The 21,551-nt window shown below is 60.4% G+C and carries 22 protein-coding genes; 3 read left to right on the plus strand and 19 right to left on the minus strand.

Translation table 11 applies throughout. From position 1 onward, the window contains the following. Positions 1-594 precede the first annotated feature (594 nt). Both XH92_RS34220 and XH92_RS34225 read left to right on the plus strand, forming a co-directional pair. Positions 595-1,275: an HAD family hydrolase gene (locus XH92_RS34220; protein WP_194456077.1), complete on the plus strand. Its 681-nt coding sequence runs from the start codon at positions 595-597 to the stop codon at positions 1,273-1,275. A gap of 278 nt (positions 1,276-1,553) precedes the next feature. Further along, complete coding sequence (locus XH92_RS34225) at positions 1,554-2,462, plus strand: TauD/TfdA family dioxygenase (RefSeq protein WP_194456078.1); 909 nt, start codon at positions 1,554-1,556, stop codon at positions 2,460-2,462. A gap of 148 nt (positions 2,463-2,610) precedes the next feature. Here the strand turns inward: XH92_RS34225 and XH92_RS34230 are convergent, their stop codons facing one another. From XH92_RS34230 to XH92_RS34305, 16 genes are all read right to left on the minus strand, one after another. After that, the gene (locus tag XH92_RS34230) at positions 2,611-2,892 is read right to left on the minus strand and encodes a DUF2274 domain-containing protein (protein ID WP_194456079.1); all 282 of its coding nucleotides are present in this window, start codon (positions 2,890-2,892) and stop codon (positions 2,611-2,613) included. Between the two features lie 4 nt (positions 2,893-2,896). Then, positions 2,897-4,108, minus strand: a complete 1,212-nt coding sequence (locus XH92_RS34235) for a TrbI/VirB10 family protein (protein ID WP_194456080.1) — start codon at positions 4,106-4,108, stop codon at positions 2,897-2,899. Then, positions 4,105-5,139: a P-type conjugative transfer protein TrbG gene (gene trbG / locus XH92_RS34240; RefSeq protein ID WP_194456081.1), complete on the minus strand. Its 1,035-nt coding sequence runs from the start codon at positions 5,137-5,139 to the stop codon at positions 4,105-4,107. The genes XH92_RS34235 and trbG overlap by 4 nt, the downstream gene beginning before the upstream one ends. Then, a complete protein-coding gene (trbF, locus tag XH92_RS34245; RefSeq protein ID WP_194456082.1) occupies positions 5,136-5,819 on the minus strand; it encodes a conjugal transfer protein TrbF in 684 nt (227 codons plus the stop codon). Before trbF ends, trbG begins: the two co-directional genes overlap by 4 nt. A 92-nt stretch (positions 5,820-5,911) precedes the next feature. Further along, on the minus strand, positions 5,912-7,138 hold the full coding sequence (trbL, locus tag XH92_RS34250) for a P-type conjugative transfer protein TrbL (RefSeq protein ID WP_194456083.1): 1,227 nt from the start codon (positions 7,136-7,138) through the stop codon (positions 5,912-5,914). Continuing rightward, positions 7,135-7,506, minus strand: a complete 372-nt coding sequence (gene trbK-alt / locus XH92_RS34255) for a putative entry exclusion protein TrbK-alt (RefSeq protein WP_194456084.1) — start codon at positions 7,504-7,506, stop codon at positions 7,135-7,137. The genes trbL and trbK-alt overlap by 4 nt, the downstream gene beginning before the upstream one ends. After that, on the minus strand, positions 7,506-8,234 hold the full coding sequence (gene trbJ, locus XH92_RS34260) for a P-type conjugative transfer protein TrbJ (protein WP_194456085.1): 729 nt from the start codon (positions 8,232-8,234) through the stop codon (positions 7,506-7,508). Before trbJ ends, trbK-alt begins: the two co-directional genes overlap by 1 nt. Then, a complete protein-coding gene (gene trbE / locus XH92_RS34265) occupies positions 8,231-10,672 on the minus strand; it encodes a conjugal transfer protein TrbE (protein WP_194456086.1) in 2,442 nt (813 codons plus the stop codon). The genes trbJ and trbE overlap by 4 nt, the downstream gene beginning before the upstream one ends. Before the next feature lie 10 nt (positions 10,673-10,682). Continuing rightward, positions 10,683-10,946 carry a VirB3 family type IV secretion system protein gene (locus XH92_RS34270; protein ID WP_194456087.1) on the minus strand — a complete coding sequence of 88 codons (264 nt, stop codon included), beginning with the start codon at positions 10,944-10,946 and terminating at the stop codon, positions 10,683-10,685. After that, on the minus strand, positions 10,946-11,272 hold the full coding sequence (locus XH92_RS34275) for a TrbC/VirB2 family protein (protein ID WP_194456088.1): 327 nt from the start codon (positions 11,270-11,272) through the stop codon (positions 10,946-10,948). The genes XH92_RS34270 and XH92_RS34275 overlap by 1 nt, the downstream gene beginning before the upstream one ends. A 1-nt stretch (position 11,273) precedes the next feature. Beyond that, positions 11,274-12,188 carry a P-type conjugative transfer ATPase TrbB gene (gene trbB / locus XH92_RS34280; RefSeq protein WP_194461549.1) on the minus strand — a complete coding sequence of 305 codons (915 nt, stop codon included), beginning with the start codon at positions 12,186-12,188 and terminating at the stop codon, positions 11,274-11,276. Between the two features lie 230 nt (positions 12,189-12,418). Beyond that, complete coding sequence (locus tag XH92_RS34285) at positions 12,419-13,747, minus strand: nitrate/nitrite transporter (protein ID WP_194456089.1); 1,329 nt, start codon at positions 13,745-13,747, stop codon at positions 12,419-12,421. A 132-nt stretch (positions 13,748-13,879) separates the two neighbouring features. Further along, on the minus strand, positions 13,880-14,305 hold the full coding sequence (locus XH92_RS34290) for a CopG family transcriptional regulator (protein ID WP_194456090.1): 426 nt from the start codon (positions 14,303-14,305) through the stop codon (positions 13,880-13,882). A 6-nt stretch (positions 14,306-14,311) separates the two neighbouring features. Next, positions 14,312-16,294 carry a conjugal transfer protein TraG gene (locus XH92_RS34295; protein ID WP_194456091.1) on the minus strand — a complete coding sequence of 661 codons (1,983 nt, stop codon included), beginning with the start codon at positions 16,292-16,294 and terminating at the stop codon, positions 14,312-14,314. A 36-nt stretch (positions 16,295-16,330) separates the two neighbouring features. Continuing rightward, positions 16,331-18,094: a DUF3363 domain-containing protein gene (locus tag XH92_RS34300; protein ID WP_194456092.1), complete on the minus strand. Its 1,764-nt coding sequence runs from the start codon at positions 18,092-18,094 to the stop codon at positions 16,331-16,333. Beyond that, a complete protein-coding gene (locus tag XH92_RS34305) occupies positions 18,091-18,324 on the minus strand; it encodes a hypothetical protein (protein WP_194456093.1) in 234 nt (77 codons plus the stop codon). Before XH92_RS34305 ends, XH92_RS34300 begins: the two co-directional genes overlap by 4 nt. A gap of 108 nt (positions 18,325-18,432) precedes the next feature. On the opposite strand from XH92_RS34305, the gene XH92_RS34310 reads away from it, so the two are divergent. After that, positions 18,433-19,278, plus strand: coding sequence for an IS66 family transposase (locus tag XH92_RS34310; RefSeq protein ID WP_246787835.1), 846 nt, complete (start codon positions 18,433-18,435; stop codon positions 19,276-19,278). Positions 19,279-19,658: 380 nt separating this feature from the next. Here XH92_RS34310 and XH92_RS34315 read toward each other — a convergent pair whose 3' ends face one another. The 3 genes from XH92_RS34315 to XH92_RS34325 all read right to left on the minus strand — a co-directional run bounded on the left by XH92_RS34315 (position 19,659) and on the right by XH92_RS34325 (position 21,525). After that, positions 19,659-20,348: a lytic transglycosylase domain-containing protein gene (locus XH92_RS34315; RefSeq protein ID WP_194456095.1), complete on the minus strand. Its 690-nt coding sequence runs from the start codon at positions 20,346-20,348 to the stop codon at positions 19,659-19,661. A gap of 203 nt (positions 20,349-20,551) precedes the next feature. Beyond that, complete coding sequence (locus tag XH92_RS34320) at positions 20,552-21,064, minus strand: S26 family signal peptidase (RefSeq protein WP_194456096.1); 513 nt, start codon at positions 21,062-21,064, stop codon at positions 20,552-20,554. After that, a complete protein-coding gene (locus XH92_RS34325) occupies positions 21,061-21,525 on the minus strand; it encodes a DUF2840 domain-containing protein (RefSeq protein WP_194456097.1) in 465 nt (154 codons plus the stop codon). The genes XH92_RS34320 and XH92_RS34325 overlap by 4 nt, the downstream gene beginning before the upstream one ends. Positions 21,526-21,551 lie beyond the last annotated feature (26 nt).

Below are 21,551 nucleotides of genomic sequence, written 5' to 3' on the forward strand. Positions count from 1 at the left end.
CTGACGGCGACCACGATCGGCACCGATTGCAGCCCGGCCATCGACCGGACCTGCCGCTCGCCAACTTCCTTGACTGCGTCGGTGACGAGTCACTGCACGACTTTGCCAAAGCGCCACCCTCGGGCTTTGTCCGGGTAGTCAGCTAAAACAGAAACGCCAAGTCTTTTCACTACTCATGCATTTCATTGCTGGGGCGGGCGGGATCCGACCGCCGAATGACGAAAATCAAGATCCGCCGGCGCTCGCCAGCTCTATGCTGCGGCTGGTCCACCGTAAAAACTTGGTCCGTTTTCTGACAGCGACGTAAGGTCATGTCAGGATCGGCACACTGCGCGTCGGGTTCAGATTTTCCAAAGCACAGTTTGCCGCTTACTGCGCGCTTGCGGCGTTGGCACGACCATTGCTCCAGCAAAGATCAGCTTCAAAGATACAGAGGAAAACCGGTCATGCTCTTCTTCCCTAGTCCTCGCGTCCTACACAGAACAGCGGTCCGCGCGTTTACCTGACCAGGCGCAATACTAGACATACGGATCCGCAATTGTCCGATCGCAAACGCATTTACCGCCGCGGTACTTGCCTTAGGTTCGTTCGCCCATGAAATCCGCGATTGTGTTCGACTGGAATGGCACGCTGCTCGATGATGCCAATGCGGTGCTTCAAACCATTAATGCAATTTTGAGCCGCTTCGGTCGCGCAGCCGTAGATATGCGCAGGCTTCGAGAGGAATTCGAACTACCTCTTTCGGTTCTCTTCCGCAACCTAGACATGTCGAAAGATGAAATCGACGTCGTGGAGAGAAATGACAGCGCCATTTTTCACGACACCTACGAATTCTTGGCGCGCAACGCTGCCTTACGCAAAGGGGCACGAAATCTTTTGCTCGCCGCTGATCACAGAGCCGTTCACACCGTTATTGTCAGCAATCACATTGTTGAACCAATTCGCGCGCAAGTGCGAAGACTTGGAATCAAGACTCACGTCACGGACATTTTGGCATTTGAGAGCCGCGCAACCCAGTTTAAGAGCGTGAACAAGGGAGAACGTCTGCGCTTGTATATGCAGGCCAATGATATATCCCCACGAAGAACCGTCATCGTGGGTGACATGCCAGTCGAGACGGAGATTGCTCGCAATCTCGGTCTTATCAACGTATCAATCATGGGGGGATTTGTTTCCGAAGCGCGCTTGCGCGCCGCGGGGCCCGATTACATGATTCATGACCATCACGAATTATTACCTATTTTGCAGAAGCATTGCATTCTTCCGAACGGATGAGTCATCACAAGAGCATAACAGAAGAATCTGCCGGTTGGCGCGCTCCTGCTGTCCGCTTGGTCTTCACCATTCGACGAGAGTGGTCGGCGATCAAGTTCTTTCGTCACTCGGGCGAACTATCGGTTCAGTCCGATAGCTTGCGCCAAATATCGCGATCCGTTTAGCGCCCATGTGAGTCTACATGGTCGGTCTGGGTCCGTCGCATGGCACAATGCTTGCTGGAATCATTCGCTACCGAGAGGCGAAGAAGACACTGCGAGTTGGCTTGGAAAAACAACATGAGCACAACGGCTTTGATCGGTGACGTCATTTCAGGCACCGATGTTGTGAAGCGTGCAGCGCGCATCGGTGCCGAAGTCAAAAATATCAAGCTATCGGGCGATCTACCGGACCACACGATCGCCGCGATTAACAGCTTGTTGCTCGAGCACAAGGTGATCTTCTTCCGCAATCAAGGACATCTCAACGACGCCGAGCAGGAGCGCTTTGCCGCTCGCCTTGGAAAGCTAGTTCCCCATCCGATGCTCGGTCCTACCAAGGGAATGGCGTCGCTCCTCGAACTGGACTCCAGTCGCGGCGGCGGTCGCGCCGATGTTTGGCATGCGGATGGGACCTTCGCCGACGCCTATCCCAAAACTTTGGTCCTACGAGCCGTTGTAATGCCAACGTTCGGAGGCGACACCGTGTGGTCGAACACAGCGGCCGCTTATCTTGATCTACCGGCACCGCTACAGCGGCTTGCAGAGGAACTATGGGCCGTTCACAGCAACGTTTTCGATTACGCCGGAATCGCGCGCGTCCGCGAGGTCGACAAGAGACACTTTGACGAGGTGTTCACCAGAACGGTTTTTGAGACCGAGCATCCCGTCGTGCGCGTCCACCCCGAAACAGGCGAGCGGGCGCTGGTGCTCGGCGCCTTAGTGAAGCACTTTATTGGGGTCCCCAAGTACGACGGACAAAAGCTGTTCGATCTGTTCCAGTCTCACGTCACCGCGCCCGAAAATACTGTGCGCTGGAACTGGCTAGAGGGCGATATCGCGATATGGGACAATCGCGCAACACAGCATTACGCGGTCAACGATTACGGTGACCAGCATCGCGTCGTACGTCGGGCCACGATCGATGGTGACGTGCCCATCAGCGTAGATGGCCGGAGCAGTGTAACGCGCCTGAAGGTAACCGAATAGCGGCCCATCGACGCCCAGCGCCCTCGCATTGAGAATGGAGAAACCTGATTTGCCGGAGTTGTTTCGGCAGACTTGGAAACACACATTCCCACACGATATGTCAGCTGTTGGGGCCAAACTCGGCGGCGCCTAGGTTTATGCTTCGCAACTATTCAGCGTCGCGCGACAGCTTCGAAAAACCTTGGGCATCACTGTCTTCGCCGGCGACCGGTACGTCGCCCTGACGTTTCAGTTTAGAAAACCCACGATCCGTGGCCATAAAGCGCGCTAACATGGGAGCGATTAGCTTAGTCGGTTCGACCACTTGACCGCCTTGAAGCGTAAGGGCCTCTGCATATGCAATGAGATCACGATGCACGGCCGCCGGCAGCTCCGTACTCACTTTGACCGGCTTGTCGTCTGGAAGCTCTCCTATTTTGAGCTTTGGCATGCTGTCACCCTCTATACGGCGTAACTATGAGATCACGATTGACAAGAACACGGACCGGGAAGCCAGGCCGCACGGTCAGAGTAGGCTGGATGTTGAGACTGCGTCGAACCACCTGCTGTCCGGTTTGGTTTAGTGAGTCGGAGGCGCCGTGTCGCAACGCCTGGATGATGGCGCTGTCGTTGCTATTGGTGTCCGAGCCAGCCCCTAGTTCGGTCCCGACCGCCAGAAACGTCGATAGTGCCGCAGCCTTGAATAGCTCTGTCCAGTGATTGTCGACTTGGTCTTCCAGACCCGCATAGCCAGCGCTATCAGCGCCAGGCTGCCGCTCGAGAACGATAGAATGTCCATTCGGCATAATCAGCCGCGTCCAGACCAGTAGGACACGGGACTGGCCGAAAGTAACTTGACTATCGTACGTGCCGATCAGACGCGCTCCCTGAGGCACAAGCAGAAAGCGGCCGGTCGGCGTGTCAAAAACATTCTCGGTGACCTGCGCGGTAATTTGGCCTGGCAGGTCCGATCGGATCCCGGTAGTCAGGGCTGCCGGAATGACCGTCCCAGCCTGCACGACATATGGTGAAGCCGGCTTGGTGATGCGGTCGGGGCTGACCGTGCGACGGTCCACAGAAGCATTCACGAAGGCAAGCTTTCGGTCTTGACCGTTCTGCGCAAATCCGTCGTCGCCAGTGCTCGATAAGTTCGGCGACGCGACGCGGTCGCCTTCAACAGCCGCAGCGGCAGGCGGACGTCCTTCTCCTCCCTTGGTCGCAGCGAACAAATGGCTAATGCGGGCGGCCTCGGTCTCCTGGTCCCGGCGCTGCTGTTCCGCATCAGGCCCGATCGCCGGCGACTGGCCTTGGGCAGCAAGGATTGGCCGACCGAGGTCGCCAGGGAGTGGCGGACCAAGCTGCGGGATTGGCTGGCGCGGAACGCCAGCATAGTCCTTCGGCAGCGTCGTAAGGCCGTCGGCAACATTGTGATGGTCAGTGCTGTAGAGTTCCTCGGCCGCCTGGTTTCGGGGACGATTGTTCTGCAGCGACCACAGGACTGCTCCACCAATGACAAAGAAGGCAAGCGCGCTCCCTCCGGCCAGGACTTTTCGCGACAACCGTGTCACGCGCGGATGCTCCGCTCTCAGTCGGAAGCTTTTGGACTGCTCCTCTTGTGTCTCCGGCGAATCTGCTTGCTCGTGATCGTTTCCACTCCGGCTGTTCATGACGACGGCCTCCCGTCGGTCCTGACAATCCTGACCTTTTGCTGACGCTCACCGCCGAGCCGCAGTTCAGCTGCTGCAAACAGCCGATCGACGATCAACACGTTACCGTAGGCGCGATAGTTGACGAGCTCGGTCTTCCCGTCAGGGCCGATGACAAAGAGCGGTGGCATCTCTCCCTGGACGATACCTTTAGGGAATTCGACGTAGACCTTGCGGCCATCGTCGTATGCGGCGAGCGGCCGCCAGGGTGGACTGTCCCCTTCAATGGCATAGCGGGAGATACGCTGCCCTGGATCCGGAAGAATGGGTCTCAGAGCGACTGAACGGGATCGTTCGCGCGCTGTTTCGGGATAGTACCAGGCAACAGACGGCATATATGGCCGCTCGCGGGAGCGGAGCTCAATCAGGTAGGTGCGCCGGTCGGTATTGACAATGAGGTTGGTCTCGATCGATGCGCGGGTCGGCTTGACCAGGATATGGACGCGTCGCGTATCGCCGCTCCCGCTCTCGGTATCGCCTACGACCCAGCGTACGGTATCTCCGGCCGCGATGGGCCCTGATCCCGTCAGTTGCTCTCCCTCCTCGAGCGCGATGTCCGTGATCTGCCCCGGCGCGGCATAGATCTGATAGAGCGCCCCGGGACTGTAGGCGTAGATCTGCGCTGCGTTGAAATATCCCCGCTTGCGCGGTTCGACCCTGGCTGCGCTGTTTGCCGTCTCAACCCGGCTCACAGGTTCGGGCTCTTCCTTCCCACCTGACTTGCCGCCGAGAGCCGGCTTCCAGAGCGGCGGAACGTGGAGCGGTCGCGACTTGTCATCCAGAGGCGCTGGCAGCGCCGGCAGCGGCGGGATTTCCGCGTCATAGCTGATCCGTGGCGGGATGTAGGTCGCGCACCCACCGAGCGCCGACGAACAAAGCAGAAGAGCGGATAGAAATGCTCGCTTCGATGTCACGAACTCGGACCAAGTCGAATTGCACCTACTCAGCACGATAGGACGCTTCGAATAAACGTCAGACGGGGTCTTGGTCACTGACTCAACTCCTTTGACCAGTTGATGGCGCGGACATAGACGCCAAGGGGATTCTTGCGCAGGCGTTCGGCATCGCGCGGCATCTCGATCACGACGGTGAGAATTGCAGTCCAGCGCTCGGTCGAACTCAGCGAGCCGTTATCGTAGGTGCGTTGGATCCATGCGATCCGAAAGCTTTCTGAAGACGCGCGAATGACGCTCGACACGTCGACGGAGATTTGCGCCTTACCCAGTTTGGCAAAAGGGTCATTGTTGCGCGCGTAGTCGTTGAGCGCAGCGGCGCCGCGATCGGTCGCAAAATCGTATGCCCGGAGCCAGTTTTGGCGCAGAACGATGCCGTCGGCCGGAAGGCCCCTGACATCCTCGATAAAGCGCGCCAGATGGTAGGCGATCTGTGCATCAGTGGGTTGATAGTCGATGTTGGCCGGCGCGACCCTTTGGGCCTGGCCAAGATGGTCGACTTCGACCACCCAGGGTGTGATCGAGCCTTGATTCGACTGCCAGACAAGCCCACCAGCGAGACCGGCTGACAGCATCAAGCAGCCGAATGCCATCAGGCGCCAGTTCTTGGCTTGCACGCGCGCTGATCCAATGCGTTCGTCCCAAACCTGAGCTGCTTTCTGATACGGCGTGACCGGTGCGGGCATGCGCCCGTAGTGAACGGAAGTTCGTTTGAACATCGATGGTTACCCTGGTATCGAGTGATCGGTTTCACGTCGGGCGATGGAAGGGTTTGAGGTGCTGATGTGCGGCGTAGGTGCAGTGGTGCGTCTCAGCGCTCTCCTTCGGACAAATCGACGGAGGAGCCGCTGCCACCGTGATCGCCCGAGCGGACGGCGTGGCCGGCAGCCGAAGCACCATGCCGAATAGTCTCGGCACGCTTCATCCGGCGCGCCCAATCAGGCTGCCCCTCGGCCGAGGTGCTCGCGGCCCTTTCGCCCGCTTGCTCACCTCCGAAGGCAGCCGCTGCGCGACGCAAAGGACTCATGGCAGCCGAAGCGCCAGCCTCCGCGACGCCGGCAAGGCCGCCGCTTCGATAGGCGGCTGATGCTCCGCTTAGAACAGCGCCGCCACCGCGCGCGGCGCCTGCAATCGCGCCACTAGCGAGACCAGCACCACCGGCCGCTACACCAGCACCTGCCGCAACAAGCCCGCCAGCAGCCAACCCCGTTCCAATCGCCGCACCGGCGCCGAGCTGCGGTCCGCCGGATACCAGGCCGTTTGCAATACCCGGACCGAAGATGCCGAGGCCCAGCAGGGAGAGCGCCGCGAGCACTAGCGTCATTGCGTCTTCAATGGTCGGCTGAGCGCCTCGGAAACCAGAGGTGAACTGCGAGAACAGGGTCGAACCGATGCCGACGATGACAGCTAGGACCAGAACCTTTATCCCCGAAGATATTACATTGCCCAGGACCCGCTCAGCGGCAAAGGCGGTCTTGCCAAACAGACCAAATGGAATGAGCACGAAGCCGGCCAGCGTCGTAAGCTTGAACTCGATCAGGGTGACGAAAAGCTGGATCGCCAAAATGAAGAAGGCGAGCAGCACCACGACCCACGCGAATAAGAGAACAACGATCTGAACGAAATTCTCGAAAAAGCTGATGTAACCCATCAGGTTCGAGATCGAATCGAGCAGCGGTCGGCCGGCATCGAGTCCGACTTGGGCGATCTTTCCCGGCCTCAGGAAATCGGATGCGGACAGGCTTGCACCCGACGCTTTCAGCCCAAGGCCGGCAAAGCTCTCGAAAACGATGCGCGCCAGGCTGTTCCAGTTGCCGATGAGGTAGGCAAGGACGCCGACGAAGAGGGTCTTCTTGACGAGCCGCGCGATGATGTCCTCGTCAGTTCCCCAACTCCAGAACAACGCAGCGAGAGTGATGTCGATCGCGGCGAGTGTCGTCGCGAGATACCCAACGTCACTGCCCAGCAACCCGAATCCGTTATCGATATAACGCGTGAACGTTTCCAAGAATTGGTCGATGATCCCGGTACCCGTCATGGCTTGGCCGCCTCGGGTGTCGCCGGTTGCGGATATGCTTGCGGGATCCGGCTCTGATCCTTTGGGGCGGGCGCCAGCCCTGCGGCGGAATCATTCTGGCCAGGGTCTGCTGGGCCGGTTCTTTTGCCAAAGAAGCGACGCCGGTTTTCGTCCCAAATCTGCTTGCAATGCCGATAACCCGCTGTTTCCTCTAGAGTAACGCCGCGGCAGCGTGCGAGGTCGGAGTCGGCTGCATCGGTCCCTTGCTTCGCCTTCGGTGCCGACCGAGACTCGTCTAGTCCGCGCAGCTGAATCGTGCAGGCAGCGACGGCCACTAGGCCGATTGTCGTAAGCAGCGACAGCGCCTTGAATGCCTTTACGTCGGTCATCAGTGGAACATCTGTACATTGGAGGATTGATAGCCCTGTCCTGGTGTCAGGAAGCGCTTGAGCTGCTCTCGACCCTGATCCTGGGCCGCGGCGCGCTGCGCCGCTTCGAGGCTCTGCGCCCTGCCCTGCGCCGCCACGGCCGCCGTGAGATCGGCAAGTTGTTGCGCTTGAAGCGCGAGAATCTGATTGCCAGCCTGCGTCGCCTGCAGAGCGCCAGTGGCACCCTGGCTTGACGTCACGAGCGCGGATGTCTGGATGCGATTGGTGTCGAGGTTAGCAACGATGCCGGCCTGGACACGAAGCGCGTCTTGCGTTGCGGCATAGGAATTTTGCCATCGCGCTTGAGCGTTGGCGACCAGCAACTGGTTCGACTGGCTGCTGGTCGCTGGCGCGTAGCTTGTCGAGAAGGCATGATCGATCTGCTGCACGTCGTAAGCAATGCGCTGGGCCTGGACCAGCAATTGCTGGGTACGCTGAATCGATGATTGCAGTTGCTGCAGCGACGAATACGGCAAGCTCGCCAGATTCTTCGCTTGATTGATCAGCATCTGCGCCTCGTTCTGCAACGAGTTGATCTGGTTGTTGATCTGCTGGAGCTCCCGCGCAGCGGTCAGGACATTCTGAACGTAGTTGTTGGGATCGAAAACGATCAGCGCCCGTGCGGGGATCGTAACGCCAAGCGCCAGCGCGGTGACGCCGGCTGCGGCCAATAGGGCTAGACGCCTCATGGCGATTTCTCCAGATTGACGAGATTGGGAATCAGATCTGTGGCCCAGGCGACGCCACGGTGCTGGAGCCAGGCCGGCACGAAGCCGTCAGGTCCATGTTCGGCGAGGAGCTGCGCAATGGCAGCCTGGTCTGTCTTGGAAGAGGCCGCAGTGAACGCGAGCGCAACCTCACCAAGCCCGAGTTCGAACATCCGGTTGCCGCGGCGGGACTGGCAGTAATAGTCGCGTTTTGGCGTTGCCCGACTCAATAACTCGATCTGGCGGTCATTGAGGCCGAAGCGGCGGTAGATGGCGGTGATTTGCGGTTCGATCGCCCGTTCGTTCGGCAGCAACAAGCGAGTTGGGCAGCTTTCGATGATCGCCGGCGCGATCGCGGAGCCGTCGATATCCGAGAGCGACTGGGTGGCGAAGATGACGGAGGCATTCTTTTTCCGAAGCGTCTTGAGCCATTCCCGGAGTTGCCCCGCGAAATCCTCGTCATCGAGGGCAAGCCAACCCTCATCGACAATCAGGAGTGTCGGCCGACCATCGAGACGATCCCCAATACGATGGAAGAGGTACGCCAGCACGGCCGGCGCCGCGCTCGTTCCGATCAAGCCTTCGGTCTCAAACGCCTGGACCGACGCTTCGCCAAGGCGCTCGAATTCGGCATCAAGCAGGCGCCCTGAGGGACCACCCAGGCAATAGGGTTGCAGGGCACGTTTCAGGGAGTTGGATTGGATGAGGACTGACAGCCCCGTCAGGGTGCGTTCCTGCATCGGCGCCGAGGCGAGAGACGTCAGCGCCGACCACAGATGATCCTTGACCTCCGGGGTGATCTCGATCTTTTCCCGTGCCAGGATCGCGCAGATCCATTCGGTGGCCCATCCGCGCTCGGAAGGATCATCGATCCAGGCCAGCGGCTGCAGCGCGGCGGGCCGATCACTTCCGTCAGACAAAGCGCCGCCCAAATCATGCCAGTCGCCGCCCATGCCGAGCGCGGCCGCCCGGATCGAACCACCGAAATCGAACGCAAAGACCTGAGAGTTCGGGTAACGGCGGAATTGCAGTGCCATCAGAGCGAGCAGTACCGACTTGCCGGCCCCCGTCGGTCCGACCACAAGGGTATGGCCGACGTCGCCGACGTGGAGGGAGAATCGGAATGGGGTCGATCCCTCGGTCTTGCCGAACAGGAGGGGCGGACCCTTGAAGTGCAGATCCCTCGCCTCGCCGGCCCATATGGCGGAAATCGGAATCATATGGGCGAGGTTGAGGGTCGAAACCGGCGGCTGACGCACGTTGGCGTAGACGTGCCCGGGCAGACTGCCGAGCCAGGCTTCGACGGCGTTCACCGTCTCGATCATGCAGGTGAAATCACGGCCCTGAACGACCTTCTCGACCAGCCGCAACTTTTCATCGGCAGCACTAGGATCGCGGTCCCAGACGGTGATGCTCGTCGTGACAAAGGCCTGTCCGATCTGATCGGACCCCAGTTCCTGCAACGCCGCGTCGGCATCAAGCGCCTTGTTGTGGGCGTCGGTATCGAGCAGCGTCGACGCCTCGTTCGTCATGACCTCCTTGAGAATGGCGCCAATCGACTTTCGCTTGGCGAACCACTGCCGCCGAATCTTGGTCAGCAGCTTGGTGGCGTCGGTCTTGTCGAGCATGATCGCCCGGGTCGACCAACGATAAGAGAATGGCAGGCGATTCAGGTCGTCTAGGATTCCCGGAGTCGTGGCGCCCGGAAAGCCAACAATCGTTAGGACCCGAAGATTGGCTGAGCCCAACATCGGCTCTAGCCCGCCGGTCAACGGCTGGTCGGCCAAGAGCGCATCGATGTACATGGGAATTTCGGGCACCCGAACCCGATGACGCTTGGTCGAGATTGTCGAGTGCAGGTAGGTCAGCGTGTATTGATCATCGAGCCAGGCGCATTCGGGCATAAATCCTTCAACGAGTTGAAGCACGCGGTTGGTTTGATCGATAAAACCGCGGAGTACCTCGCGAGCAGCGGCCCCAACGGCGCGGTCGCGACCCTCGTAAAGAAGTCGCTCTGCCTTGGCGGCTCCTTCCTCGGGGGGCAGATAGAGGAAGGTCAAGAAGTAGCTGGACTCGTAGTGGGCACCCGCCTCTTCAAACTGAGCTCTGCGCTCGGCGTCGACCAGTGCGGATGCGACATCCGGAAATGTGCTCGGAGGATAGGCCCCGGCAAAATGGCGCTGCGCCTCGACGAATACGGCCCAGCCTGATCCGAGGCGGCGCAGGGCGTTGTTCAGACGGCCGGCGACGGCGACAAGTTCAGCCGGCACCGCGCTGTCGAGGTCGGGGCCGCGGAATTTCGCCGTCCGTTGGAAAGACCCGTCCTTGTTCAGGATGATTCCCTCGTCGACCAGGGCTGCCCATGGCAGGAAGTCGGCAAGACGGGCGTCGGAGCGGCGATATTCAGCGAGATTCATCATGATCGGGGGCTCAGGTGTTGAGATGGCCGGGAATGCGAAGATGTCGGCGCACGACGTCGACAAAGGCAGGATCGCGCTTGGCGGCCCAGACGGCGGCCATGTGGCCGATGAACCAGAGGACAAGGCCCGCGATCCAGAGCCGAAGTCCGAGCCCCAGGGCTGCAGCAAGCGTGCCGTTGACGATCGCGACCGACCGTGGCGCGCCGCCCATCAGGATTGGCTCAGTGAGCGCGCGATGAACGAGCACGACAAAGCCTGTGACCGGTTCATCCATCAGATCACCACGCCGCCGCCGAAGGAGAAGAACGAAAGGAAGAAACTCGAGGCGGCAAACGCGATCGACAGACCGAACACGATCTGGATCAGCCTGCGGAAACCACCTGACGAGTCTCCGAACGCGAGCGTGAGCCCGGTCACGACAATGATGATGACGGCGATGATCTTGGCGACCGGACCTTCAACTGACTGCAAGATCTGATTGAGTGGCTGTTCCCACGGCATGTTCGATCCGGCAGCCCATGCCGGTGCCGACGCCAAAAGAAGCATCCCGGACATGGCCAGTGAAGCGGCATCTCGACGAAAACGAAATTGCGAACGCATGTCAGTCTCCTGTTGATGAAAGGTCGTAGCCGCCGGCGGCCCCTAGCCCGGTGACGAGGGCAAGCTCAGCGAGGCGACGGTCAGCGCCGCGCCCCGCAAGCACAGCAACGAGGTTGATGGTCTCAGCGATCAAGGCGCGCGGAACCGTGATGACGGCTTCCTGGATGAGTTGCTCGAGCCGCCGCAGGGCACCGAGCGCAGTACCCGCATGGATGGTGCCGATGCCCCCGGGGTGGCCGGTGCCCCAAGCCTTGAGCAGATCGAGTGCTTCGGCACCGCGAACTTCGCCGACTGGAATTCGGTCAGGACGCAGTCGCAGCGAGGAGCGAACGAGGTCCGATAGCGTGGCCACGCCATCTTTGGTACGCAAAGCGACGAGATTGGGCGCTTTGCACTGAAGTTCGCGGGTATCTTCGATCAGCACGACCCGATCAGAAGTCTTTGCCACCTCGGCCAAGAGCGCATTCGTCAATGTTGTCTTGCCGGTCGATGTCCCGCCGGCGACGAGGATGTTCTTGCGTGAGACGACTGCGCTCTTCAGGATGTTGGCCTGTTCCGGGGTCATGATCTCTTTGGCGACGTAGTCATCCAGCGTAAACACGGCGACGGCGGCCTTGCGGATAGCAAAGGCCGGTGCTGCAACGACCGGGGGCAAGAGCCCCTCGAAGCGTTCGCCGGTCCCAGGCAATTCGGCCGAGACCCGTGGCGCGCCGGCATGCACCTCGGCGCCTACGTGGTGCGCAACCAGGCGAACAATGCGCTCGCCATCCACTGCGGACAGAGTTTCGCCTGTATCGGTCAGGCCATGCGACAACCGGTCGATCCACAGCCGCCCATCCGGATTGAGCATCACCTCGATGATCGCTTCGTCTTCGAGGTAGCTGGCAATCGCGGAGCCGAGCGCGCTACGCAGCATTCGCGCACCGCGCGAATTCGCCTCCGATTGAAAGGAATGGATTGCCACCGTCGCCCCCACCGAATGAGGGCCTCCACAGAGGGCCCCTCAGATGGGGACGATTAGAAAAGGCACCAATGGACTTGGCGCAACAAGCGCTTTCGATGATCGTAGACCGGCGTAGAAAAAGAAAGATTGAGAGGCGATATTTGACGCCTACTCAATCGTATGGGTTCGCTGCGAGTTGCTGCTCACCACTCCGCATCGTCATCCGGAGGCAGGAGGATGGCCGAATTCTCGTACAAGCCAACTGACTCGACAGGTTCGAAGGCGCTAGCCGACATCTCGAGAGAGATTGAACCCACCCATGACGCAAAGGCCCGGAACCAAGGCAGCGCGAACCAGAGCAATGTCACGATCTGCAGTGCTACGTTGAGACCGAACGCTACTTGATAGGCTTGGACGGGCCTATGGCCATCATTCGCAGACCATTGCTCCAGGATAAGACCTGTCGCGTATTGTGCTAGGAACGCCCAACCAAAGTGCAAGACGTTCAAGGCGCCGTTGGCACGACCGGCAAGCTCCGGCGGAAAGTAATCCGCTATCACGGCGAAGCTAACCACGGTTGCCGTTCCGACAATTGCGACAACAGACCAGGGCAAGATAGATGGCAGAGACGCTCGAAGGATCAAGGCAAACTCGGCTGCGATAAATAGTACCGCAACCATCGCCAATATTGTCTCCGCCCCGATTCCCCTTCGTTTGACGTAATGGACCGTCATACCGAACAACCAGGCACCCGCGCTAAGTACGATCGACATAATGAAAAGCTGGCTCACGAGGCTTGCGCGATCAAACCCCTCTACGTCGGTCAGCCATGGCGATGCCCATAATCCCTGCAGAGACCAAGCCGATCCAATGCAAGTCGCCGACAATGGGGCCATTCGCCAAAAGCGCCGATCGCTGAAAACGGAGCTCAGGGTGGCGGAAGCTGTTGATGGGGCTGCGCTTCGTTCAGGCACCACGAGATAGATGAGAATGGCCGTCGTAGCGGTCGCGACTGCCAAAATCTCGAAGAGCTGCCGCCAGCCCATCGAAGTCAGCAGGTGTTCGACGGGAGCCGTCGCGGTCACCGCTCCTAGCGATCCCAGCATGATCATATAGCCGTTCAGCAAGGCAACTCGTTCCCTAGGGAACCAAAGGATGATCGACTTCAGTCCTGCGGTCAGTGCCGCCGCTACGCCAAGCCCGATCATTGCGCGCGCGATCAAAAGCGACAGGAAGCCAGTCGATACCGAAAACAGTCCGCCGCCCACTGCTGCGAGCAAGAGCAGAACGCTCTGGACGCGACGCGGACCAAAGTGGTCCAACAATAAACCGACGGGGATCTGGGCCACCGCGAGAACAAGAAAATAGACTGACGTAAGCAACCCGAGGTCAGCAGTCCCAAGCCCGGTGTCCGAGCTGAGATGGCTGGCGATCAGAGCGTTGATCGTTCGAAACAGATATGAGAGATAGTACCCAGCTGCAAAAGGGAGAAAAACGCGCGCGATTCGACGCCATGCTGTTGAGATTTGCATGCTGGCCCCTTTGCTCTCAGCTCACCCGAGCCGATAGCGCGTCCAGCTTTTGTCAGTTCGGTTAACTCGCGGCGGTAGTAGGCTGGCGTAGAAAAAGAAAGAGCGGCGAAACGGTCTATCGACATGGTTCAATCAGCCTTCTTCTGCCGATTCCTGACGGCGGATATCTTCTGGAATCTCGCGCAGAAAGCTTTGCCCCTTTTGCAAACGACGCCCGAGCGCCTCGACAAATCCCTCAAAGCGCTCCCTTCCCTTTGCTTGAGCGGCCGCTTGCGCATCGTTGGGCAACGGTGGCGTGATCGTCAGCCAAAAACGAATGAAGAGGGCCAAGGTCTCGGCCGTCAAACCGACGTCACGTTCCAGCCTCTGCATCTGACGGGAAAGCCGATCCAGACGACGGGTAAATGCTGCCTCCCGCCTGTCCGCTCCATCCGGTGACAGAAACGAAGCGACGGCCGCTTCCACGATCGCAGACCGCGAAAGCTTCTTGCGATCGGCAAGATCGGAAATTTGCCTCAGAAGCTCGGGCGGGAAATACACGTTCATCCGGTCGCGCATATTGCCTCAGAGCTCCATACCGTCATTCGGGTCCATAGCGACTTGACGCGCGACGCCACGCGTCTGCATAAGTCGAGACTGGCAGACCGCATCCTCGTCGTCGTCAAGAACGGCAGCAAATTCCTCTGCCGGCGTCGGTTCGGTCGTTTCCTTGACGATCGCGACGTGATCGGGGAGTTCCGGCTCTCGACGGAGCCCGCTGTTCGCCGTGTCTTTCTCAGCCTCCGCGGCTTTGTCAGTTGAACCTCCCGCCGGCTTTAGCGTTCGGAGCGCTGACCATCCGTCCGTTCGCGATGATCGGCCGGCCCTCGCCGGATCAGGGGGAGGTAGAACCCGCTCGGCGAATCGCCGATCCTCGTAGTAGCGGACCTTCTTCGCCCGGATCGGCGGCGTGCCCGCCACCATGACGATCTCGTCCATCGGCGGAAGCTGCATGACTTCGCCCGGGGTCAAAAGCGGCCTTGCCGTCTCCTGGCGCGAGACCATGAGGTGACCGAGCCAAGGGTTCAACCTGTGCCCGGCGTAGTTCTTCATGGCCCGCATCTCGGTCGCCGTACCCAAGGCGTCGGACACACGTTTGGCCGTCCGCTCGTCGTTGGTCGCGAAGCTGACGCGGACGTGGCAGTTGTCGAGGATGGCGTTGTTAGGCCCATAGGCCTTCTCGATCTGATTGAGCGATTGCGCGATCAAGAAGCTCTTGATGCCGTACCCCGCCATGAAGGCGAGCGCGGACTCGAAAAAATCGAGCCGCCCTAGCGCTGGGAACTCGTCGAGCATCATCAGGACTCGATGCCGGCGGTCGCAGGCGTGCAGGTCCTCGGTTAGGCGACGACCAATCTGGTTCAGCACCAGACGGATCAACGGCTTGGTCCGTGAGATATCGGATGGCGGCACTACGAGATACAACGTTGTAGGGTGGCTATCTGCGATCAGATCGGCGATCCGCCAATCGCAACGGCAGGTCACCTGGGCCACCACGGGATCACGGTACAGCCCGAGAAACGACATCGCCGTGGACAGGACACCAGAACGTTCATTTTCCGACTTATTGAGGAGTTCGCGCGCGGTCGATGCGACCACGGGATGAGCGCCCTGCTCGCCGAGGTGCCGAGCGGTCATCATCGCCTTTAGAGTGGCTTCGATCGGCCGCTTCGGGTCGGAAAGAAAAGCTGCGACGCCGGCCAAGGTCTTGTCTGTCTCGGCATAGAGGACATGGAGTATGGCGCCGACCAGAAGCGAATGACTGGTCTTCTCCCAATGGTTCCGCTTGTCGAGCGAGCCTTCGGGGTCGACCAGGACGTCGGCGACGTTCTGGACGTCGCGAACCTCCCATTCCCCGCGCCGGACCTCGATGAGCGGGTTGTAAGCTGAGGACTTCGGATTGGTCGGGTCGAACAGCAGGACGCGGCCGTGACGAGAGCGAAAGCCCGCGGTCAGTTGCCAGTTCTCACCTTTGATGTCGTGGACGATGGCCGAGCCCGACCATGCCAACAATGAGGGGACGACGAGACCGACACCTTTGCCCGACCGGGTAGGTGCAAAACACAGTACGTGTTCCGGTCCGTCATGGCGGAGGTAGTCGCGGTCGAGTTTGCCAAGCACAACGCCATCCGGACCGAGAAGTCCGGCCGCTCGAACCTCTTCGGCATCAGCCCAGCGCGCCGAACCATAGGTTTCGACGTTCTTGGCTTCACGCGCGCGCCACACCGACATGCCGATCGCCACCGCGATCGACACGAAGGTCCCTGACGCCGCGATGAAGGCCCCCTCGACAAAGATTTGAGGCGCGTAGGCGTCGTAGACGAACCACCACCAGAAGAAGATTGGCGGGTAATAGATCTTGAAGCCCAATAGTTCGAACCAAGGCCGCCCAAGCTCCGGTTGCCAAGCGAGTCGCCAGGCCGTCCACTCGGTGGCTCCCCAGATGGCCAACAAAACGATCAGGCCGACAACGATGACCTGTCCCCAGAGGATTTTGGTTCCGGACATCCCAAACGCCCTTCCGCAACTAAATTGGAGAGATTGCTAGAGGCCAAGGTCGCGCTTGCGGCCAAGGTCCCATTCGATGCCGCCGCCGTCCTTCACGACGCCGGCGACGTGCCGGCCGAGCCTCTTTTCGAGTTCACGCGACCAGGGCACGAGTTGGAAGCCGAGCCCATTATCGATCATGGCGAATCGTCCCGAGGTGAGCGTCAGTCGCTGGCGATACGTGCCCGCCACATGCGCCCCGGAGGCGGCCTTCATGTGAGGTAGACCGGTGTCGGCCGACACCTTTGTTGCCACCTCCTCGACTTCGCGTCGGCGTAATGTGTTCAGGAGGTCTCGCTGCAAGATGACGCGTTGGCCTTGCCGCCGAGCCAGGCCCTCCTGAACCAGATGCTCGGTCCGGGCTTCCATGGCATCGCGGGTCTCACGGCCGAATCCGCCCATGGCGAGCGGCATCGGATCGCGTTCGACGAGCCGGTGGTCGAGCCAGGTCGCGCCCTTGGCGGTGACCTGCGCCCCAAGATCGATATCGGAACGGGGCGCGAGCACCAGGGTGGGACGCAGATCGCCGGCTTGACCGAAGCGTCGGACTTCGACGATGCCGCCGACCGGTGGCGCATGTTCGAAGGCCTCGAGCCCTCGAAAGCGCACGTGGTGAGCGCGTCCGTCTGTTCCATCGATCGTGGCGTAGGCCTCGCCGGTCAGTTCGTCGTGCAATCCACGATCGACCAGTCGTCCGATAATCTGGGATGTCGGCTGTCCGCCGTCGATGACGAAGTCGGCAACGCCGCGCGCTTCCCCGCGCTCGGTAAAGGCGCGGTGCACGGTCTTGATGATATCGCCGCGCATGCCGAGGTCGCGCAAGCTACGCTCGGCCTCGAGCCCTACCATCCATTCCCCAGGTAGCGCGGATGCGGCCAGGCCCATCTTCTCCAGTTGTTGAAGGCGACCGACCATCAGGCGCCGGATCTCGGGGTCGGACCTGCCGGGATTCTCTGGGCGAAGATCGATAGTGCCGGTCTCGTCTGCCATCAGCCGGATCTCCCGATCGAGCCGCGTCCATCGTTCCGCCGTGACTTCCCTCTCCAGCGAATTGCGAATCTCATGCTCCGGTTTTGGCCCCAGTTCGATGGCGACCAGTTCCTCGGCGCGTGAGCGCAGTCCCCTGCTGATGTAGTCGCGGGAGATCACGAGATCCGCCCCGTCCTTATCTACTCCACGAATGAGAAGATGGACGTGAGGGTTGTCGGTATTCCAATGATCGACAGCCACCCAATCGAGCCGCGTGGCGAGATCGGTCTCCATCTGCGTGGCGAGATCGCGGGTAAAGGCGCGCAGGTCGTTCATGTCGCCGGCATCCTCCGGTGAGACGATGAATCTGAAATGATGCCGGTCGTCCTTGCACCGTTCTGCGAAAGCCGCGCTATCGGCGCGGTCGCTACCCGCATCGAACATCTCGGCCCGCTCACCACCCCGAGTCACGCCGTCGCGCTTCAGATATGAGAGGTGGGCGGTCAGTGATGCTGAACGGAAGGCTCGCCCTTTATGCCGAACCACGCGCGCCTTCACCACAACGCGCCGCGTCGGGCTGAACAATCTGGCGCGGCTGAAGGCGAGGCGCCCGCGGCCAAACGTCGAGCGCCCATAGGCCGCCGAACGCCTGCCGGCCACAGCCTGCCCCGAGGTGTGCCCTGCTTTCTTCGCCGCCCGCAGCACCTGGTTGATGAAGCTCTTCGGCTTCGGCGTGCGCGTGCTGCGAATGCGCCCAGGCCGAATACGCAGGTCGCTATCGGCCGCGGTCACAGGCGGCCCTCCAGGCGGGCGAAAGCGCCTACAGTGCCGAGATTGTCCTTGATTGCATTGTTAAAGATGCAAGGCGCGGCACGCGCCGCGACCGACCGGCACGCCAGAACCCAAGCCATGTCAATGGCTTGCGGTTCGACCGGCGAGCCCCTTTTATCTCGCCTTCCTAATCGGGTGTTCAAAGTCAACTCATTCCTACGCTTTTCTTCGACTCTTCGCACTTCAGCCATGACAGACTCCCTGCATCGACAACACGCAAACGTCTCCACACACCGCGCTTGCGATCGCATTCACCGGGCGGGGTCCATGCGTTCCTTCTTCGGCACTTGGACCGTCGCATGCTCTTCATCAGGTTGGTAAACAGGGCCGTCCAAGCGGTCCGGCGCTCTTGTCCTCCCCGAGCCGAGGGCGCACCAAGTTCCGGACGGCTGTGGGTGTATGCCTGCGATCAATGGAGCTGGGCTGGGCCTGAGCCCCCGGCTGCAGTTTATGTGTTCGCGCACGACCGGAAGGCGGAGCGTCCGGCGGCGCATCTGACGCATCTCAAAGGCATTCTGCACGTCGACGGATACGCAGGATTCTATCGGCTGACTGACGCCGGAAACATCATCCTCGCCGCGTGTTGGGCGTACACCAGGCGCAAGTCCTACGAAGTTGCGCAGTCCCAGGACATGCCCGTGTCCGAGGACATGCCCGTCGCGCACGAGGCCCTGCGGCGCATCGCTAGCCTCTATGCCGTCGAAGCGCAGGTGCATGGTCAATCGGCGGCGCATCGGCTGGCGATGCGGCACGCATTCGCCAAGCCGATCGTTGACAGCCTTCGCCCTTGGCTCGAGATGCAGCCTCCTCAACTGCCCGGCCGCGGCAATCTCGGCGAAGCGATCGGTTATGCACTGTCGCACTGGGATGGATTGACCCGCTTCCTCCATGAGTGCTGCATCGAACTTGACACGAACTCCGTCGAGCGGGCGATCCGACCCGTGGCGTTCGGACGCAAGAACAATCTCTTCGACGAGAACGATGGCGGTAGGGAGCGACGGGCGATCCTCTGTTCGCTCATTGCAACGTGTATGCCCAACCACGTCGAGCTTTACGCATTCTTGCGCGGCATGCTGCAGCGCATGGTCGACGGGCTTCTGCCGTGGAACGGGAGCCCCGCGGGACTTGCCGCTGGCACCGCCTGAGCAAAGCCAGACTATCGCTAAACGACGAACATGAGACCGCGAGTAATTGCAATTGCCGTCCTTTGTAACGATATTACATGACGTTCTAAAATTACGATGTGATGGGGTTATAGAGGTTACGTAGTCTTCGCGAAGCGGGACGGATACTGCGCTGCTCTCCGAGACCATCGCAAAAGGGGAAGCTGCTATAGCTGAGTCCCACACAGAGTAGGAGTTCTCTGGCTCGAAGAATTGCCACGTGAGGCCGTTAAGTACGTCAAGATACGACGTCGTGTGCAGCCTCCGGACGCGGACGCATATCGTCGTGTTGCCCCCAGTCCCAGGTTTCCGGCCGTTTTCCTCGCTGAACCACGCGATCGCCTCCCAAGCCGCACAGCTGATCATCGCCCTGCTCCCGAGTTCGACCGGGCGACAAACATGTCAGTGGCCTTGGGGACCATCTGCAAAACATCTCGCGACCAGATTGCAGTCGTTGCGCCGCTCGAGAATAGGAACGTCGGCTTCCGATCGCCCGCCTTGACTGGGTCAATTCGCCCGACGAACAGCGTCGCAGCTGCTGATGGCTGCTGGCTCGCGGCCCAAGTTGCTGGCAGTTCGATGCCAAGCAGATTTGCAAGCTTGGCCACATATACTCGCGTCTCGTCTGACAAAGGAGCGCCCGCGAGATGCCCGTCGTAGCAAGTTGGCCCCGCGTTGTACGCGGCGAACGCCCCGGGCGAACCATAGCGGTCCAGCAGTTCGCGGAGATATGCCGTGCCGGCCAGAATGTTGTTGCGCGGATCGTAGGGATCGCTGCCGAGATGATAGCGTTCGCGAAGTTCCGCCCAGGTCGCCGGCATGATCTGCATCAGGCCGATTGCGCCCTTTGGCGACTTCGCTTGTACGTCACCAGCGCTTTCGATGCTAATGACTGAACTGATCAAGTTTTCCGGAACTGCAAAGCGTTTTGACGCTTCGTAGACGAAAGCTGCAAACGGCTTGCTCGTCTGAGAGACCGCTCGAACGGTAGTCGATCCATTCTCGGTCAGACCAACACTATGCGACGCAGTCAAAATGAGCAGCAGTGACACGACAGCGCAAACACGCACGCCCGGTCGAACCAAAGATGGCGAGTTCGCGCCCGTCCAGCGTAAAGCTGCTTCACGTCGGCCGTTCGGCCGCCTTGGACCGCCGCCGCACGCGTCGGCTTTGCAGACCTTGACCGGGACGGAGGAATGGTCCCCAAATCGATCGAACAGAGGAATGGCGTGGCGACCACGTGAAACCCGCACGATCAGTCCTCCCACGTCCACAGCGGGATGGCACGGCCGATCACGGCCGAGGCCGGAAGAAGTCCAAAATATCGGCCGTCAAGGGAGCCGTCCGACTGCCAATTCATGACAAAGAGCTCGCCGTCTCCGACGACGCGGCACCCCTGCCATTTCGGCAGCGGCCGGCCGCGTCCGTCGCGATCCCGCGCCTCGCCCATTGCAATGTCGTCGACCGAAATCGCGGTTCCGCTTCTGCAGACCGTCTGCCCGGGCAGCGCCAAGACTCGCTTGAGCATAGGGACGCCGAGCGGCAGATAGCCGTTGAAGTCGAGAAAGGTCGCAAGCGGTTCCGGCGGCTGAACGGCGACCAGCTCTGTAACAAAGAAGTGCTTCGCTGGTCGTAAGCCATAGAGACCGATCGGCACGCTTGCCGATGCATTCCAAATGTAGATCGGCAGCGGCTCCAGAGCGATCGTCGCGACAAGAGCGGTGACAACGGCAAACGTCGTGGCCAACGTCAACAGGCGGCTCGTCATCGCATCACCCTTTGACGATGGAGCCAAGCCTGGTGGCGGCCCTTCGTGTATGGACGCGGGTTTTCGTTGACGGACAGGCGATTGTGAACGTGATGCCAATGATCGGGCGCTACATCAGCCGGATCGATGCCCAGCGCATCGATCGCGTCGATCATCTGCAGCACCCGTTCGACCTTAGGCCAGCCGGAGAGTCGTAGCAAAATCTCTCCGCCCGGCGTCACATAGGGCACGGTCGAGCAGCGCTGTCCCGCTGCGACCGCGCGCAAGATGTCGATCCGCGAAATGACCGTACCAAAGTCGTTGGAGGTCCAACGGACAAAGGCAAAGATGCCGCCAGCTGCAAATGACAGGATACGCCGGTGGCGATCGAGCTTCCGTTCTTTGACAATGCGACCGAAACGAATGCGGTTTTCAATACGCTTTTCGAGCCACAGCACTTCCACTTCGGTGAGATCGCTCATGCCTCCGCTCCCTGAAGCTCGAACTG

The organism is Bradyrhizobium sp. CCBAU 53421, from assembly GCF_015291625.1.
Classification (GTDB): domain Bacteria; phylum Pseudomonadota; class Alphaproteobacteria; order Rhizobiales; family Xanthobacteraceae; genus Bradyrhizobium.